This window comes from Nocardia sp. CC227C, from assembly GCF_030767025.1.
Lineage (GTDB): Bacteria > Actinomycetota > Actinomycetes > Mycobacteriales > Mycobacteriaceae > Nocardia.
In genome coordinates, this window is record NZ_JASITE010000029.1 from 1 (window position 1) to 17,339 (window position 17,339).

Annotated in this window: 13 protein-coding genes; 9 read left to right on the forward strand and 4 right to left on the reverse strand. The window is 67.4% G+C overall.

Annotated features, from left to right (window positions below; translation table 11 throughout):
* Positions 1 to 4 precede the first annotated feature (4 nt).
* The 4 genes from QMO76_RS34335 to QMO76_RS34350 all read right to left on the reverse strand — a co-directional run bounded on the left by QMO76_RS34335 (position 5) and on the right by QMO76_RS34350 (position 3,858).
* Entirely contained in the window at positions 5 to 1,099 is a 1,095-nt protein-coding gene (locus QMO76_RS34335; protein WP_306365544.1) for a hypothetical protein, read from the reverse strand.
* Between the two features lie 296 nt (positions 1,100 to 1,395).
* The gene (locus tag QMO76_RS34340; protein WP_306365545.1) at positions 1,396 to 1,716 is read right to left on the reverse strand and encodes a helix-turn-helix domain-containing protein; all 321 of its coding nucleotides are present in this window, start codon (positions 1,714 to 1,716) and stop codon (positions 1,396 to 1,398) included.
* 893 nt (positions 1,717 to 2,609) lie between these two features.
* The gene (locus QMO76_RS34345; RefSeq protein WP_306365546.1) at positions 2,610 to 3,308 is read right to left on the reverse strand and encodes an IS3 family transposase; all 699 of its coding nucleotides are present in this window, start codon (positions 3,306 to 3,308) and stop codon (positions 2,610 to 2,612) included.
* A 202-nt stretch (positions 3,309 to 3,510) separates the two neighbouring features.
* Positions 3,511 to 3,858 carry a transposase gene (locus QMO76_RS34350; RefSeq protein ID WP_306365547.1) on the reverse strand — a complete coding sequence of 116 codons (348 nt, stop codon included), beginning with the start codon at positions 3,856 to 3,858 and terminating at the stop codon, positions 3,511 to 3,513.
* Between the two features lie 403 nt (positions 3,859 to 4,261).
* Here QMO76_RS34350 and QMO76_RS34355 point away from each other — a divergent pair, with 403 nt between their 5' ends.
* The 9 genes from QMO76_RS34355 (at position 4,262) to QMO76_RS34395 (ending at position 17,260) form a co-directional block, all read left to right on the forward strand.
* Entirely contained in the window at positions 4,262 to 5,422 is a 1,161-nt protein-coding gene (locus tag QMO76_RS34355) for a hypothetical protein (RefSeq protein WP_306365548.1), read from the forward strand.
* Positions 5,419 to 6,126, forward strand: a complete 708-nt coding sequence (locus tag QMO76_RS34360; protein ID WP_306365549.1) for a hypothetical protein — start codon at positions 5,419 to 5,421, stop codon at positions 6,124 to 6,126. The genes QMO76_RS34355 and QMO76_RS34360 overlap by 4 nt, the downstream gene beginning before the upstream one ends.
* A 101-nt stretch (positions 6,127 to 6,227) precedes the next feature.
* Complete coding sequence (locus tag QMO76_RS34365) at positions 6,228 to 7,982, forward strand: hypothetical protein (RefSeq protein WP_306365550.1); 1,755 nt, start codon at positions 6,228 to 6,230, stop codon at positions 7,980 to 7,982.
* A gap of 895 nt (positions 7,983 to 8,877) precedes the next feature.
* Positions 8,878 to 10,074, forward strand: a complete 1,197-nt coding sequence (locus QMO76_RS34370) for an AAA family ATPase (protein ID WP_306365551.1) — start codon at positions 8,878 to 8,880, stop codon at positions 10,072 to 10,074.
* A 79-nt stretch (positions 10,075 to 10,153) separates the two neighbouring features.
* Positions 10,154 to 11,848, forward strand: a complete 1,695-nt coding sequence (locus QMO76_RS34375) for a hypothetical protein (RefSeq protein WP_306365552.1) — start codon at positions 10,154 to 10,156, stop codon at positions 11,846 to 11,848.
* Positions 11,849 to 11,916: 68 nt separating this feature from the next.
* Positions 11,917 to 12,249: a hypothetical protein gene (locus tag QMO76_RS34380; protein ID WP_306365553.1), complete on the forward strand. Its 333-nt coding sequence runs from the start codon at positions 11,917 to 11,919 to the stop codon at positions 12,247 to 12,249.
* A gap of 43 nt (positions 12,250 to 12,292) precedes the next feature.
* On the forward strand, positions 12,293 to 12,793 hold the full coding sequence (locus QMO76_RS34385; RefSeq protein WP_306365554.1) for a hypothetical protein: 501 nt from the start codon (positions 12,293 to 12,295) through the stop codon (positions 12,791 to 12,793).
* Between the two features lie 32 nt (positions 12,794 to 12,825).
* Positions 12,826 to 13,212, forward strand: coding sequence for a hypothetical protein (locus QMO76_RS34390; RefSeq protein WP_306365555.1), 387 nt, complete (start codon positions 12,826 to 12,828; stop codon positions 13,210 to 13,212).
* A 1,534-nt stretch (positions 13,213 to 14,746) separates the two neighbouring features.
* On the forward strand, positions 14,747 to 17,260 hold the full coding sequence (locus tag QMO76_RS34395; protein WP_306365556.1) for a tetratricopeptide repeat protein: 2,514 nt from the start codon (positions 14,747 to 14,749) through the stop codon (positions 17,258 to 17,260).
* The last annotated feature ends 79 nt before the right edge of the window (positions 17,261 to 17,339 follow it).

Sequence of the window (17,339 nt, forward strand, 5' to 3'; positions counted from 1 at the left end):
CTAGCTATTTCCGCTGGTCAGGGGCTTGCTGGCTGCTGGAACGGGCCGAAAAATGTAAGTTTGGTGTAATTTTGGCCGGATCCAGTAGTTCCATGACCGCCGCATTGTCGACCGCCACCATGCGGCGAATGCCCTGGTGGATGTAGTGACGCTGAGCCATCGACTTGTTGCCATCCATGTGCCCCAGCTGGGCGCTGGCGCGTTCGTCGTCACCGGTCATCGTGGCGACGTGCGTGGCCACTGTGTCTCGCAGATCCGACAAGCGGAATGTCTTGAACTCGCTGCCCTTCCGCATGGCGTAGACAGCCATGCGGGCGTTGGACACGCTTACCCAGGACCCTGAAGCGCTACGGGGGCCTCGAAGAATCGGCAGGGTCTCGAGGGCGGGGGCGGCCTTCTCCTTCTCGGTGTCCAGCTCGGCAGCAAGCCAGTCGGGGAGTACCAGCCTGTATTCGTTACCGCTCTTGCGCCCAGGATTTCGGTACGGACCGGTCTTGGATTTGCATCTGACCGTGCCACAGACACGCAGTACGGACCCAGCGACGCCGTCGAAGTCTTCCTTCGTGATGTCGCACCAGCGGACAGCAAGTCCCTCACCCGGCCGCATCCCCGTGCCACGCAGAAGCAAGTACAACAGCCGGAGATAACGGCTCTCACCGCGACCATCGTCCAGCCATGTATCGATCCGCTGTAGGACGCTGCGTTGCTCCATGGGGCTGAGCGGCCGAGGCTTCGCACCGTCGCTTGTCGGCCGAGGCACGTACGGCATGGGGTTGGCGCTGGCTGCGATGCCCTTGCGCAATACCGCGAGCTTGAATGCGGAGCACAACTGACGATATTGATGGTAGGCGGTACTGGGTGCGCTATCGGCCACCTCGTCCAGGAAATCTGCAATCCACGCAGCATCGGCTGCCTCAGCAATGCTGAGGCTCCCCATCTCAGTGTCGAGCTTGAATGCGTCAGGGTTGTTGCTGCGCTTCGCATTCTTCGTCGGGGGGTAGATGCAGCAACGATAGTTGTTGTAGGTGTCTTCAGACATCTTGCCCGCCTGCACCTTTGCCTTATAAGCTGCATCCAGCTCGGCAAAAATTTTACTCATCTTGTCGGTAGGGGAGAACAGTGTTCTGGTACTCGATTGGCGCCGACGCTTCGAACCTTTATGTACATTCCTTTTGAAGTTGCACTCCCAGTCTTCCAAGCATGCTCGACGTGTTCTACCACTGCCGCTGGTGCGAACGTATTCTCCGCTATAGGCGCGGTGGCGAACCTGAGATATCCTCCATATGCCGTCTGCGCCTTTTGTTGGAACGAGTTTGTCTTTCGACGGCATAGCGCCGGGTTCCAGGGCTGCTTGTGCCATGCAACTTCCTCCCTTCTAACTTGTATGTCGCCAGATCAGGCGGCTTTTCGGGGATCGTCGGTGATGTCTCGGGAGGGGGTCTCGCCCCGATATGGCAACGTTTGCTCCCAAGCAATCAGGTCGCTCAGCTTGTAACGGCGAAATCGGCCAATTCGCGCGAAGCGAGGCCCTCTTCCCAGTGAGGCCCAATTCGCTAGCGTCTTCGGGGGAATCTTCAGGTGCTGAGCGACCTCATCGGTGCTCATCCAGTGTTCACATGGGTCGTCCATAATGGGTACACCTTCTTCTGTCGGTGATTCGATGTCGATCGACGAGCTATTCGGAATCGGCAATAATAACCGTGCGTTGATATTCACGCTCCAACGTGTATGGAATATCAAGTGCCTTCGAATTGTGAAATCCGATTCACGGCAGAACTCGTCACCTTGGCGCGGGTGTATGTGAGCATTACGAGATGGGATATTCGACCGAGCGAGGTATTTGCGGTAGTGGACCAAGCAATCCGGCTGACCGATTATGGTAAAGGTGTGTCGAAATTCCTAGTGTCCGTCAGACTCGCTACTACGTAATGCGCTCGACCACTTCTGGTGGCGCTGTGCGGCGCGTGAATTGCCGGTGGGGGACCGTGATGCGGCATGTCGTCGGCAGTGGCGGACAGCGCCCGATGCGGGCGTGCCGTGCGTGTGGCTGGCATGCGGTGTCGGCGCGGTGTGTTCATCGGTCACTCCCCGGGGCGGTGGGTGATCACAAGGATCCTGATACCCCCGGGACTGCGCGGCGACCCCCGGTTCGCGACATCGCCTTGCCCGAATACTGCGGCGTGGCGACGTGCCATCGCGGTGCAGGAGATCCGGAAGACTGCTGAGGGACTGGAGCGCGGGTGCACTCGGTGTCACACCTGGCAGCCGGGGTGGCGGCACGGAATGTCGGCCGTGAGGTCCCCGTGCGACTTCCTGCCCGGAGGGGAGGGAGTGGGCGAGTGCACCGGCGTCCTGGTCCGAACCGGTGCACTCTCGGAACAGCGGCACGCCCGGGCATGTCGGTGACCGGTCTGGGCGATACCCGCCCGTCGTCAGGAATTCACCTGACGTTGTGTGCCACCAGGGTGGACTCTCAGGCCTGGCGTGGAACGAGGCGGCAGGCCGGGTCAGGCGGGTCTGACCGGACGCGACTGCGCGGCCTTTGGAAACCCGCGATGGGGTGGACCGCCCCGGCTTTGGTTGAGACCTGACTACCGACTACGAATGTCTCATGCTGCCGCGGGCTGCTGGCTCCGGCCTTCCCAGAAGGCCTGCTCGAACTCCAACGGTGGACGATAGTCACACCAGGAATGCAGCCGCTCGTGATTGTACCAACGAATCCAGGCAGCGGTCTCCCGAATCACGTCGTTCGTATCATGCCACACGTACTTGTCGATCAGCTCCTTCTTGAACAGCGAATTCACCGACTCGGCGAGCGCATTGTCATACGAATCCCCAGTACTGCCAACCGATTGCGCGATCCCCGCCTCGGCCAGCCGCTCGCCATAGCGAATCGCCGTGTATTGCACGCCCCGATCCCCGTGATGTACCAACGCGCGACTCAATTTCAAGCGCCGTTTCCACAACGCCATCTCCAACGCATCCAGGGCCACATCGGTTTTCAACGAATCCGATACCTGCCAGCCCACGATCGCCCGCGAGAACACATCGGTGACGAACGCCGCGTAGCAGAACCGACCACCGGACAGCTCGATGTAGGTGATGTCCGCAACCCATAATTGGTTCGGGGCGGGTGCGCGAAAGTCTCTGTCCACCAAGTCCTTCGGTCGATCCGACGCACTGCCCGGGATGGTCGTGCGGGGTCGCCGCCGCACCGGCACCAGCCCGGTCAGCCCGTTGCCGCGCATCACCCGCTCGACCGTGCACCGCGCCACCTCGACACCGGCCCGGCGAAGTTCCCGCCACATCTTCCGTGCCCGTAATCACGGCGCCGACCCTCGTCCTTCTCGCGTAGCGCAACGATTTCCGCGAGGATCTCCGCGTCCCGCACACTCCGCGCGGACGGATTCGCCTCCCGGTTCTTCGCCGAATAGTATGTCTGGTAGCGGAATTGCAGGACATCGCAGAGCTCGGTGACCGTGAACCGGTCCCGATGCCCGTCGATGAACTTCACCATTTCGGCGGTGGCGGGTCCAGTTCCCGGGCGAAAAAAGCTGACGCCGCCTTGAGTACCTGATTCGCCCGCTCGACCTCCCGCAACCGGGCCTCCAGCTCACGAATCCGCGCGTTCTTCGCCGCCACCGATTCCGGCACCGGCACCGCCGCGGCCACGCTACCGGCCTGCTCGGCGGCCTTGGCCTGCTTCACCCAGTGCCGCAAGGCTTCCTTGTGAACGCCCAGATCACGCGCCACCCGGGCGATCGCGCCCCGGCCTCCGGCCAACTCGCGTTCATACTGCGCGACCAACACCACCGCGCGTTCGCGCAGCTCCGCCGGATATCTCGAGTTCCCTGCCATACCGTCGATCCTCTCCAGATCCAACGGTCTCCCTCAAACCCGGGGTGGTCCATCGAGGCAATTGTCCAGCTATTGAGTTTGATGTCTGGCGGTTGGCGCGAACGTCGATGCACAACCTGCTCGGCTCGTCCGGGGTGAAGTGTTCTCGCTTCGCCTCGCGGGTCAGCATTATTCCCACGGCTGCGCTGGCAGCTGCTGGATGAGCGCACAGCGCGTTCACCCCCGGTTGTGGGGGTGGGCTTGGTTCTGGCGCGATTCACTCACGAAATTCTGTCAATACACCTGTGTCCCGCGTCCGCGCGGTGCATCCGGTGCTCGTAGACGCGTGCAGATGCTCCTGCACCCGTTTGCGGGCCATCCGGTGATCTTCGCGTGTGCCGGACACCTCTCGAGGAGGTCGGTCATGAACTGGTTGATGAGCAAGAAGACGGCATCGGTCGAATCGAGCGCGATGGCGATCGCCTCGCACAGAGCTGGTGGCTCGGCCGCTGCGGTGGGCTTGTGGGTGGTGTGGCTGCGCGCGGGCCGAGTGCAGCGATGCGTGCGGTCGACACGTCTGGATGTCGACGTGCCCGTGAGTATTCCCGGCGATGCCGTCCCCGGAGCCGATGTGGCGGTGGTGATCGCGGTCGCCCCGACTCGTCTGGCACATCCGGTCTGCGGACGCGCAGTGGTGATCGGAGATTTCCTGGCGGCCAACGGATTCGGTGTCCGTGTAGTGCATGCGCGGACCCTGCGTGCGGGCGCGCTATGGACCTCACTGCGGGGACGGCCACTGGCGGGGTTGATACCGGCGGTGTCCCCCAGTGCCCGGGCAGGGGCACACCGGCCGAGGCTGGTCCGGCGGGGCGCGGTGGGTGCGCGGGCACGGCTGGCGATGGCCGCGTGCGCGGCCGTGGCCACGCTGGTGTGCGCGGTGCCCGCCACAGGCACGCCCGCCGATGGGCAGCCGGGACTGGTGCCCGATCCCCCGTCCCACGGCCAGGCCGGGTTGATCGCGGCCCCACCGGCCACCGTCACGGCCCCGAACACCGGCCCGGCCACCCCGGACAGCGCAGCCCCCGGCGCGGTCGCGGTGGCGGTGCCGGAGCCCGCGACCGAGCAGCCGCGCCCGGTCTCGGCCGCTCCGCAGCAGTCGGTGCCGCCGCGTGCGGTGCAGGGACCATCCGCGCGACTGTTTTCAGAGTCGGTCACCGCACAGGACGCTGCTGGACCGGAGCTGCGGTTCGGTGCGGCCGTGGTCCCGGCTCCGGATTGGCTGCCGACTCAGATCAGTGACCACGAGCGTGCCTGGAACACCATCGTCGTCGATCACGCCTCGACCGTGCTGGACGAGGCCGGACTCGCCGGCCCCGCGACCGAGACCGTGCTCGGCACCGGTATCGGCGGCGAGCCAGCCTCGATCACCGAGGAGCTGGGCTGGGTGCAGAAGATGGCAACCGAGCCCGAGCAGTGGACACCACTGGCGGAGCAGGCCCTCGCCCCGGTCGTCGCCGCCGTCGAACCCCCGGCCCACGCGGTGATCGATGCCGCGCTGGCCCACCTCCCCGCGTGGTGCCGATGACCACCACACACGGCAACGACGGCGACTGGGCCGGTGAGGGCGCCGAGCTCCTGCTCGACGAACCCGACCACATCCCGGCGGACCTGCGTCGGTGGCTGACCGTGCACACCACCAGCACCCTCGAAGCCGACACCGACCGACCTTCGCGGCCCGCGCCCGCCCCGCGCCGATCTCCGTGGCGCGCGGTGATGGTGGGCATCGGTGTGCTCGGGCTGGTGGTCACCGGTGCCGATGTCGTGATCGGACGCGACGGTGCTCCCGCCTCCAGCGGCGGCCCCACGGCCACTGCGTCTGCGTCCGCGCGGCGGGTGGTCAGCGGTAACGCGCCAGGCTGCGCCACGACCACCCCGCGCGGCGACCTCGCCGCGGCGGTGGCCGGACCGGACCGGCTCCGCGCCACCGACGGAGCGCACGCGATCACAGTGTTCGAGGCCGCCTACTACCTCGCCCGTTCCGGTGAGCGGGCACGCCAGCTCGTCGCCGCCTCCGCGTCGATCCCCGAGCCCGCAGCGATCCAGGCCGGGATCGACTCGCTGCCCGCAGGCACCACCTACTGCGCCACCATCACGACCCTGGCTGCGGGGCTACACGAGGTCGAGATCCGCGAAGCCCACCCCGGCGGAGTCGAACACCTATGGCGGCAACAGATTTCGACCACCACCGCTGCCGAGGGCGCGGTGATCACGGCGATAGCCCATCTTTGAGAACCGACGAGCCGAAACCGATACGGCAACACCATGATCGAACAGAAGAGGAGGTGGTCGCGATGCTGATCGCAGTCGCAGGGACACACGAGCGAACCGGGGTGAGCACGACCGCCCTGGCCCTGGCCGCCGCCTGGCCCATCGGCCAACCGGTGATCTTGACCGAAGCCGATCCACGCGGCGGCACCCTGGCCCGCTGCTGCGGCGGCGACCCCGGGCGCGGGCTGGCCAGCCTCCGCACCGCCCGCACACACGCAGACGGGCAGGTCGGTCTCGACTTGGCGAAGCATCTGCAATGGCATCGGGCCGGAGTCGCCTACCTCGCCGCCTCCGCCGTACCGGCCACCGCCACCGTGCTCGACCCCCTCGCCCTGCGGCCCGGGCCGGGCCGTGACTGGGTGCGCGCCCCCCTCATCCTCGCCGACTGCGGCACCGCCACCGCGATCGCAGCCTCGACACCAGGCGCCGACCTGCTCGTGCTCGTCGCCCGCGCCCGCGACATCGAGGAAGTCGCCTCAGAGCCGAACGTGCGCGAAGCGGCGGCCCACGGCATCCGCGTCGCGATGGTGGTGATCGGCTCCGAACCCGCAGAACACGCTGCCGAGACCACGGTCGCGGTGCTGGGCTGGTTGCCGTACGCGCCCGCCGAGGCCGCCGACCTGTGGGGTGGACGAAACCAGTGGCGTGCCAGCGACTTCGGTACCGCCGCCCACGCGGTTGCCGAAGCCCTGCACGTCGCCCTCACCGGCACCGCACGCCCGGTGCCGCGGCGAGCACGGTGGCCTCGCGGTAACCGATTCCGCACCACCCGCTCGGCTCCCCGGGTCTACACGATCACCAGCCCGCACACCGGCCAGCCCGACACCGTCCCGCTCGCGCAGGCGCTGGCGGCGATGTGCACCAACGGCCAGCACACCCGAGCACCGAGCTCACCGGGTGAGTCGGCGACCTCGCCGGCCACCACCGCCAACTGCGCCGATTCCCGCCCAGCACCGGTGGCCGTGCCGTCGGCCACGCTCCCGGCCGAAACGATCGAGACCGCACGAGTGCTGGCCTTGCGGCTGTTCGGGCCGCTGCGGGTGATCTGGCGGCCCGCGTCGGGGCCAGAAGGCCAGCCCGCCACCTCAACCGAGATCACCACGCGGCTGCAGCCGCGCACCCGCGAGCTGATCGCGGTACTGGCCACCCATCCCGACGGACTGAGCTGCTCCCAGCTGATCGAGGCGCTGTGGGGCGAGCACTGTCCGCGCAACCCGGCCAGCGCCGTGCACACCGCCCTGGGGCGACTGCGTGCCGCGATCGCCGCCGCCACCGAAGACACCGTGACCCGGCCGCTGGCACGCGAGGGCGACCGCTACCGCCTCGATCCCGCCGTCACCACCATCGACTACCGCGAGTTCCGAGACGCCGTACAGCAGCGCCGCCGCGCGAACACCGACGCCCAGCGCCGCACGGCCTGCACAGCCATCATCGAGCTGGCCACACCCGGCGTCCTCGCCGCGGACCTCGATGCCGGCTGGCTCGCCCCGTTGCGCGAGGCGGCGCGGCGCGAGACCACCACCGCCGTCGGCGCACTCGCCCAGCTGCTCGTCGCTGACAACCCGCGCGCGACCCTGCACCTGCTCGAAGCCGCGATCGACAACGACCCCTACAACGAACGCCTCTACCAAGACCTGCTGCGCCTGCATGCCCGCCTCGGCGAACACCTCGTGGTCCCCACCACCCTCGCCCTGCTCACCCAGCGCCTCGCCGAAATCGGAGAAAAGCCCAGCCCGGAAACAATCGACCTCGCACAAAGCCTCCGCGAAGAACATTGCCGGACACTCATGAACCAACGAGATGAGAAAGCTGTCTGATCCATCACGCACCCGCAACAATGACGCGGGTGCAAGAAAAGGCCCGAACAGAAGAATCCTGTGACACGCGCATGCGATTTACCTTCCGGTCCTATTGAGAATAGAAGAACATGCTGTTTACATGGCTCCGCTGACCTACGTTGGAGCCTGCGGTAATATCAACGTGCGCTGGGAATGGTGCGGGGAACGGCTGCACTGAACATCGGAACGGTTTAGTTCGCGCGGTCGAGCATTTCGCGCTCATCTGAGTCGCCGAGGTATCAGACGCGGGCGGTAACGGCGGATGAGAGAGCGAGCCTGCTCCGGAAACGAACACGGATGCGCGCGAAGGGCGCGCCGTGGGGACGCCGGTCCGGGTCGGGGGTCGAATCGGGGGTCTGTTCGGGGATCGGATCGGTGCCCTGATCAAGTCCGACCACCCGCCGGGCCACATTCCTGCCGGTCAGGGCCGTGCGTGGGTGGCCCTGGCCGCCCAGGGTCCTACCCCCGAACGGGGTAGCGGTACATGAGGGGGTGCGGGGTGGTGTCGTCGCCTACTGGCGGTCGTGCCTGGTTCGATCATGTTCTGCTCCGGTCAATTCCCTGAATTTCCGGCTCCATGTCTTCTCTTTTTCTTTTCTGATCTTGATTCCCTTATGTCGGCGCTCGGCGTGCTGGAGTGGTTGCATTGTCCGGATTGCTTGCTCGAATTCGACGGTTGACCTGCGGAGATTGGGGCGGGAATTGTTCGGAAACGGCTTGAATTCCGGTGTCGGGTCGAGCTAGCTTCGAGCGGTACCCGGGGAATTCCACACATCAACGAATTCGAATGACGGCCGCGCCCGCATTGTGCGACGATCCCGCATGAATGGCGGGGCACCCGGAATTCGTTCGCTTTCGAAAAGGAGACGGGAAAATGACCGCACCGAGCACCACCCGATTGGGCAACGGCGAACTCCGGCGCATGGTGGCGCAAACGTTGGCAGACGATTCCGCCACCGAATTCAGCCCCCGCGCCATCGCGAAGATCACCGGCCGGTCCTCCGGTGCGATCGGCAACGCCCTCGACGCCCTGGTGCGCGCCGGGCAGGCCGAACAGACCCAGACGACCCCGCGCCGCTACCGCGCCAACGCCGAGACCGCCAGCGCCGCCGCCGCACCCACCACGCCCGCCGCCGGGGCACCGACCGCGCCCGCCAAACGCGCCGCACGCCCCCGCACGGCCAAACCCGCCGCCCCGGCACCGGCCACCCCCGCCGCGCCCGCAGCGCGCCGCACGAAGGCCGCCTCGGCCCCGGCGGCCACCGCGCCCGTTGGGCCGGTGGTGCGGCCCAACGGGCAGCTCTACCACCCACGCGCGCTGGCCGGGCTGCCCGATGTCGAGGTCCTGGCCCGGATGCGCGCCAGCGAGGTGCCGGTGCTGGTGTACGGCCCGCCCGGCACCGGCAAGACCAGCCTCATGGAAGCCGCCTTCGGTGACCTGTACACCGTGGCCGGGGACGCCGACACCACCGCCGCCGATCTCGTGGGCGAGTACACCCAAACCCCGGACGGGCGCTTCGAGTTCGTGCACGGCCCGCTCGTGCGGGCGATGAAGGCCGGGGCGGTGCTGTTCGTCGATGACGCCACCCTCATCCCGCCGAGCGTGCTGGCGGTGGTGTACCCCGCCATGGACGGCCGCCGCGAGATCGTCATCAAGGCCCACGGCGGGGAGATCGTGAAAGCCGCCCCCGGTTTCTTCGTGGTGGCCGGGCACAACCCCGGCGTGCACGGCGCGATCCTGTCCGAGGCCCTCGCGAGCCGGTTCGCGTTCCAGGTCGAGGTGACCTCGGACTACGAGCTCGCCGAGGGGCTGGGGGTGGACGCCCGGGCCGTGGCCACCGCCCGGGCGCTGGCGGTGCGGGTGACGCGCGGGGAGATCGGGTGGGCTCCGCAACTGCGAGAGCTGTTGGCATTCGCCAAGATCGCCGCTGCGGTCAACCCCGCCACCGCCGCCGCCAACCTCATCGGCACCGCCCCCGAAGAGGACCGCGCCATCGTCGCCGAGGTCGTCAAGGCCGAATTCGGCACCGCCTACAAGCCGCTGTCGCTGGGCGCGCGCCTCAAGTTCTGACCCCGCCCCGGTGTCCCCGGGCACCCGCCCGGGGACACCGGCCCCCACCCCCGAACCACACCCGAAGGGACCGCCCGCCATGACCGCCCCGCACGTGACCGCCACCCGCCCCGCCCGCCCGCGCACCACGCCCACCGACCCCGGCTGGGAGGCCCTGTCCGTGGCGCTGACCGCCGAAGCCCCCACGATCGCCGGGCGCGACGATCTCACCGTGACCATCGCCCCCGGCGCGGGCACAGGCGCGCTGGCCTGGTTCGACCCCGACACCGCCGCCATCGCGATCGAGGGCACGAACCTGGGCATCGCCCCCGCCACCGCCCGCCCGTGGCGGCCCGCCGACCGCACCCGCTACGCCCCCACCTGGGGCGCGTTCGTCCACGAATGCGCCCACGCCCGTCACACCCGCTGGACCACCCCGCCCCGCCCGACGGAACCCGAGACCGCCGGGGCGGCAATGCTTCTCGAGGAAGGCCGCGCCGAAGCAGCCCACCTGCGCCGCCGCCCGGGCGACCGGCACTGGCTGCGCGCGGCTGTGCGCGAGCTGGTCTTCGCCGACACCGGCGGGCTCACCAACACCGAGCACCTTGCCCCCACCCGCTACGCCGCCGCGCACGCCGCCGCCCTCATGCTCGCCCGCGTCGACGCCGGGGTGCTCACCGCCGCCGAAACCGCGCCCGCTGCCGCCGCCATCGAAGCCGTGCTCGGACGCGACCTGCTGCGGCAGCTGCGGACGCTGTGGCGCATCGCGCACCGGCTCTCCGACACCAACGCCGGAGGCATGCTCGAACTCGGGCGGCGCTGGTTCGCCCTCGTCGGTCCCGAACCGCACACCACCCCCCAACCCGGCTCGATCTTCGGCACCGCCATCTCCGGCAGCCTCGGCGACATCGCGAAAGCCGTTGCCGAGCACCGGCTCCCGCCCGACCCCGCCGCCGACGCCGACCACGCCGCCCGCAGCGAGGCCCGTGACGCCGACCGCGCCGCCATCACCGCCGCCTCCGTGTTCCGCACCCGCATCCGCCCCGGCACCCACGGGCACCGCACCCGCACACCCCGCACCGAAGAACGCACCGCCGCCCGGGCGCTGGCCCGTGCGCTCACCACCGCCAGCCAGCGCGAACGCGCGGTCACCAAGACCACCTCCGCGCTGCCGCCCGGCCGGGTACGTATGCGCGGGGTCATGGCGCGGGAAGCCCAGCGTGCCGCCGGTGCTTTGCCCACCGCGCAACCGTTCACCCGCGCCACCCGCAAACCCGTTCCGACCCCGCCGCTGCGCCTCGGCATCGCCTGCGACCGGTCCGGCTCTATGGGCCGCTACGTCGCCGACACCGCCTCGGCCGCCTGGATCCTGGCCACCGCCGCGCACCTGGCCACCATGCCCGCCGACACCGCCACCCTCACCTTCGGGAACAAGGTGCTGCCCATCACCCACCCCGGCACCGTCCCGGCCAAGGTGACCGAGTTCCCTGCCCCTGACAACTACGAGGCCATCGACACCGCCATCGACGCCCTCGACGGCGCACTCGGACTGTCCCGCCCGGAGAACACGAGGCTGCTGGTCATCATCTCCGACGGCCACTTCGAGGACATCCCGCGCCGCGCCGCCCAAAAACGCCTGGACCGGTTGCGCGCCAGCGGTTGCGCGGTGCTGTGGCTGACCCCGCACCCCCGGTCCACCCCGCTGACCGGCGCGACCGTGCACACCCTCACCGACCCCGCCGCCATTGCCGCCGCCATCGCCCGCGCCGCCGTAGCGGCCGTCCGCGACGCCTGACCACCCCCCGCCCCGCCCCACCCCGGGGCGGGGCACCCAGCCGCCGAACACGATGGGAGACAACCGAAATGACCACCCCGCACACCCCCGCTACCCCTGCCGCCGTGCCCGCGCCGGTCGCGCTGCGCGTGGTGTATCTGGCCAAGCACTTCGGCAGCGGCGACCAGTTCCTCATCTACGCCCCCACCACCGACGGCCCCGACGCGATGTACACCGTGGCCCATCTGCGCTCGACATCAACCGGGATCGCGACCCCGGTCGTGTGCCAGGTCCCTCACGCCGACCTTGCCGGATACGCCGCCGGAGCCGTGCGCATCCTGCGCAAACTCCACACCGGTTCCGAGGTCGTCATCTGCATCAACGCCGCGCCCTGGCCCCTGGCCGCCGCCCTGCCCCGCTGACCCTGCCCACCCGTTCCACCCAACCTTTGGAGGTCGAATTCCCATGGCGTTCTTCGAGATCGGGTCCCGCGTGGCCGCAGACGACCTGAAGGTCGGAGACACCCTCGGTGAGGACCGCATCGAGCGCATCCTCGAAATCGTCGATTCAGAGGACGAAGCCGACGGCTTCATCTCCGCATTCGAGATCATCCTCATGGACGGCCCGGTCATTCATTACTGGCGTGTACGACGAGTTCACCGTGGACCACCACCACGAGATGGAGGTCAGCGTCTCCCGCGCGGATGGTCTGCGGTTCGCATTCACCTGCCTCGACAACGGCGGCCCCTGCCGCCGCGCCTGCGCGCGCTGCGAGCAGCAGGCTGGGCTCTGCCGCTTCTCAAATCCCGAATTCCGCAGCGTCGCTTGCCGCCTGGTCCTGCGCTGCAACGAAAGGACATCGCCGAGCTGATGCTGGCTTACGACGGCGATCCTGCGCCGGTGCGGTCCGCGCCAGTGATGCTGTACCCCACCCCGGACGGGATCGACTGCATGTGGCGCTACTGACCGCCAAGCCGCCGATTCGAAGGAGAAGACCAATGCGCAAGATCATCACCGCCCGCCTCGACGAGTCCTACACCCTCGTGCTCACCGGTGAGCGTGTCACCCGCGAGCGGCACGTCGCTTTCGAGGTGGTCGACCCCACCGCCTGCGGGCACCACGACGGCACCACCATCTGCGCCGAGTGCGCGCCCGGCTGGCAACTGGACTACGAATTCGCCGACCCGTTCCCCTTCCCGCGTGTAGCGCGTGTAACCGTGGCTGACCTGCTCGCCGCCGGTGCACTCACCGTGGGAGCCACACTCGAGATGGACGGCGAGCCCCAGACCACCGCGATCGTCACCGCCGAAGGCGGAATCCTGCTGCCCAACGGCCGCATCTTCGACAACCCGTCCGCCGCCGCCAACGCCATCCTCGACCGATAACCCGGCATGGCGGCCCGCCGGGTCGTGAGCGGGCACCAAACAGCGGTGCGGGGGTGGGATGAAGCGCGCCAATCTTCCTACCCCCGCACCGCTGTTCGCGTCTGCGGCCCCGGGCGCATTACGGACCCGCTGCCGTTCGGATGAGGTACGGTGCCCCTGCGTGGGCGATAGGTGTGCCGCTACGGTCTGCCGCCGTGTGCCCGGTCGGCGGGCTGCGCTGGTCGCGTGCCACCTTCGACGAGGATGGTCCCGTTGAGTGCGCCATGGTTGTCATAGGCCAGCGCTATTCTTCGCGGCATGACCAACAAGGGGGTCGATCTCGGTCAGATTCGGCGGATGCCTGTGGATTTGAAGAACAGGGGGCCTCAGACCGAATCTTGGAACGAGTACGAAAAGCACGCCATCGCGTTGTGGCTGGTCCAGGAGCTGGCGGCCGGTAGCGATGTCTGCGGAGTTGTCATGCAGCACTCCTCGGATGTGATCGTGCTCCACCAGCGTCAACGGCCCACACTCGTCTCGATCAAGCACCGCGAGCCCAACCGGGTCGAAGGCAACAGTGGGTGGGGGCCGACAGAGCTCGACAAGGACGACGTACTCACCGGACTCTACGAATGGTGGGCCGCCGCCGGCGAGTCCTGCAAGCCGGCCTTCTGGACGAGTGCTGGGATCGTCGGTCAGGCACGCAAGTCGCAGATCAGCCTCGCCGCCACGGGTGAGCCCGACGCCGAGTTCGTAACCTGGTTCGCGCGCAGGGCCAAGATCGCCGTGCCCGACGCGCAACGGTTCCTGGCCGACCTCGAACTGCTGGAAGACCCTTTTCCCCGGCGCAAGGAAATCCTCGCCAGCGGCACCGAAGCCACCCGCCGCTTCCTGGCTGGCCGGGAGCGCGCGGGAGCGGCTCAGTTCGCCGGTCAGTGCTTCGAAGCGCTGTGGCGTCGCATCCTCAACCTGAGCAAAGCCGAGCCGGTCCCACCCGCGGCGGACTCGCGACTGGACCTCGTCACGAGCTGGTTTCCGCGCTTGGACACGGGCGACGCCGCAGCCTTGGCGACGCGGCTGCTCCCAGCGTCGGAAGCGGAATCGATCCTGCTCGGTGAGCACGACCACCTGCTCTCGGGTGCGCTGCCCGAGATCGGCTTCCGTTGGGAAGCCGACGCCCGGTTCGTGGGGAGGTCCGCGGTACTTGCCGACATCGCGGCCCGGCTCGACCTCGGGAGCTCCTCGCCGGTGGCCCCGGTCGTCTTGCGTGGCATGACCGGATGCGGAAAGACCAGCGTCGCAACACAGTTCGTGGCCATGCACTCCGATCTGGTGCGCCCGATCTTCGTCAGCGCAGGCAGCCGCGCCGAGATCCTCGCCGCGCTCCAAGAGCTGAGCGGTGAACAGCCACACTATGACGCCTCTGGAATCGCCGAGGCGCACACCGGTCACACCCGCGTTGCCGCCGTCCTCACGGACGCTGCTGGTCCTCGACGGTGTCGTCCAGCCCGCCGACATCCGAGGTCTGATCCCGCGTCGGTCACTGTGCCGGGTGTTGATCACGACCAACGTCAAGAACCTCGACAGTGGCTACTCCGAACTCGAACTCGGTGCCTGGGACCGCGACGAGAGTGCTCAGTTCCTGCAGACTCACCTGCCCGACCTGGCGACCGAGGATCGGGACCGGCTCCGGCATGAACTGTCCGATCATCCGCTGGCATTGAACCAGGCCGTGGACTACTTCACGGTGGTGGGCTGCACAGCCTCGGACTACATCACCCGACTGCGTGAGGCGCCCATCGAGACGCTTCGGCTCGGGGAGGCCGCAGGGCATGAGGCGAACGTGGTCGAGGCGATCCGGATCAACGTCGAGGCAGCACAATCCGTGGCATCAGATTCATCCACCTTGCTCCGGATGCTGGCGTTTCTCGGGCCGTCCCCGATCGACGAGTCGGTGTTCGATGCAGCAGTCATCATCGGTCCGGTGCAGCCTGCGGGGGCGCAAGATCACGACCACGCAGAGCCGAGGAAGCGGCGATGGTTCTCGCGGCGTCGCACCGACGCTGTTCCGTCCGAGCCGCCGGTGCAGGACACCGAGGACCCCGTCCAGACCGCCGCCAACGATCTACGCGCGACATTGCGGGACAAGGCGATTCGCAGTCGTGCCATCGAAGCGCTGGCCCGGCTATCTCTGGTCTCCGCACACAGCGGCCGACTCACAATCCACCCCTTGATCGCGAGGGTGGCACGCGCGGGAGCGCCCGATCCGCGACCGTGGATCGAAGCGGGAGTCGGCCTATTCCTCCCCTCTCAAGACTGGTCCCTCTACCAGCCCGCTCCGTTTCTCGATCCGTATCTGGGCTCAGCGGCCCACGTCACCGCCGAGGCGTACGACCACGGCTCAGCCAGCCCAGCGGCTCTGCTCGTGACCTCCATTGTTGCCCAGCGTCTCGCGCTGGTCGGACCCGACGAGTCCGCGACTCATCAGGGCTGGACAGCTGCCGATTTCGCAAGCCACGGGATCTCAGCCGCCGAGGATCTCTGGCGTAGCAGTAGCGACTGGCGCTGGCTTCTGGCCGCCACACAAATCCGATTCTCTCTCGCGCATGCGTATTCGGTCGCAGGCCGCGTCGACGACGCCTTCGCCGCGATCGAGGAGAACCTCGTCCTCGGGCAACGGTTGGCCCGCCCGCAACTGCTCGTCGAAGTAGCCGCAGCGGCCGAAACCGTCGCAAGCACCCACGGCCAACGCGATAAGGCAGAATCGGTGTTGCGCTTGGTCGAGGGCCTGATGCAGATCGAGCTCGATCCGACCTCGCGCATGACCGTCCTTGTCACTCACGCGGGACTGCTCCGCATGCTGAACAGGCCGCGCGAGGCAGCAACCTCGATCGAGAGTGCCAGGGACATCCTCGAACGTCATGGCAACGCCATCATGCCCGTCCTCGCCGTGAAGATGTATCGGACGGCTTCCATCCTGAGCAGAGACCTGGAAAACGTCCTCGAGGCGCTGAGATGCGAACGGATCATCTCTGAAATCTATGAACCGGAGAACGGCTCGATGCACGTTTCCCCGCTGGATCGGATCCAGCAGTACGAGCGGGTCGCCGATGCGGCAATCTGCGCCAACCGAATGGAATTCGCCTGGGACCAGCTCACCCAGGCTGCCGCAGTGATTTCTGAGCATGGGTTCGCTCGTGAGTCCGTTGTCTACGCCGACCTCGCTGCGATCAGAGGTCGGATCCTGGTGCATATGGGCCGCCATGGCGAGGCTCGGGAAGATCTCGAACACGCACTGCATGTGTTCGGGCGAGACCCTAAAAGCTTCCGACCGCGCCGTGCCGCGCCGCTGCTTCACCTTGCACAGGTCCTCTTCGAAACCGGCGATGAGAAGGAGAAGGCTCGGGCCGTCGAGATGGCCGAGGAGGCGTACCAAATCGACTGCGAGATATTCCCTCCGGACCACAAGGAAGTTCGCGACGATCGGCTTGTCCTCAACGCAATGAAAGGTGTTCCCCTCGACGACATGTCGTTGGAGGACGTGTATTCGCTGGCAGGGTTTACTGCCGAGGGCGGGGCAGCGAGTGGGACGCAAAACGGCCGCACCTGGACCGAACCCAACCAGCTGTGCCGCAACATCCATTACGGCCTGACCCGGATCGGTGAGCGACCGGATGAGCCGTGGTCGGTGTTCGACTTCATTTCCGACCACGAGCTCACGACGGTCTTCTTCACCCTCGGCATAGGGCCGTATGTAACTTCGTCAACCCTGCAGTCGATCCGAGAGTTGCTATCCGCGCGTCCCGGGTTCGACCGCATCCAGCATCCGATCCCGAAATCATTCGACCTGCAAGGCATCATCGACACCGACGTGACATACACCCGGGACGAGCAGGAGGCCGCCGTCGCGTTACTGAACATCGCGCTCGATCGAGACGCCGACGTCGAGGACCTGACGAGCGTTTTCGACGACTCCGACAGCCCTGGGAAGCTGGTAAAGGCGTGGTTCCTCACCATCGTCTTCTACTCGTGGATCTGCAGCACGCTCACGCGCTTGACGCGTTCCTAGCCCCCTGCGCGAGACTCTCACGCGATCGGATGGTCCGTGAGCTGGGCTCTCATGGTCGAGCTTGCTGTCACCACACCTG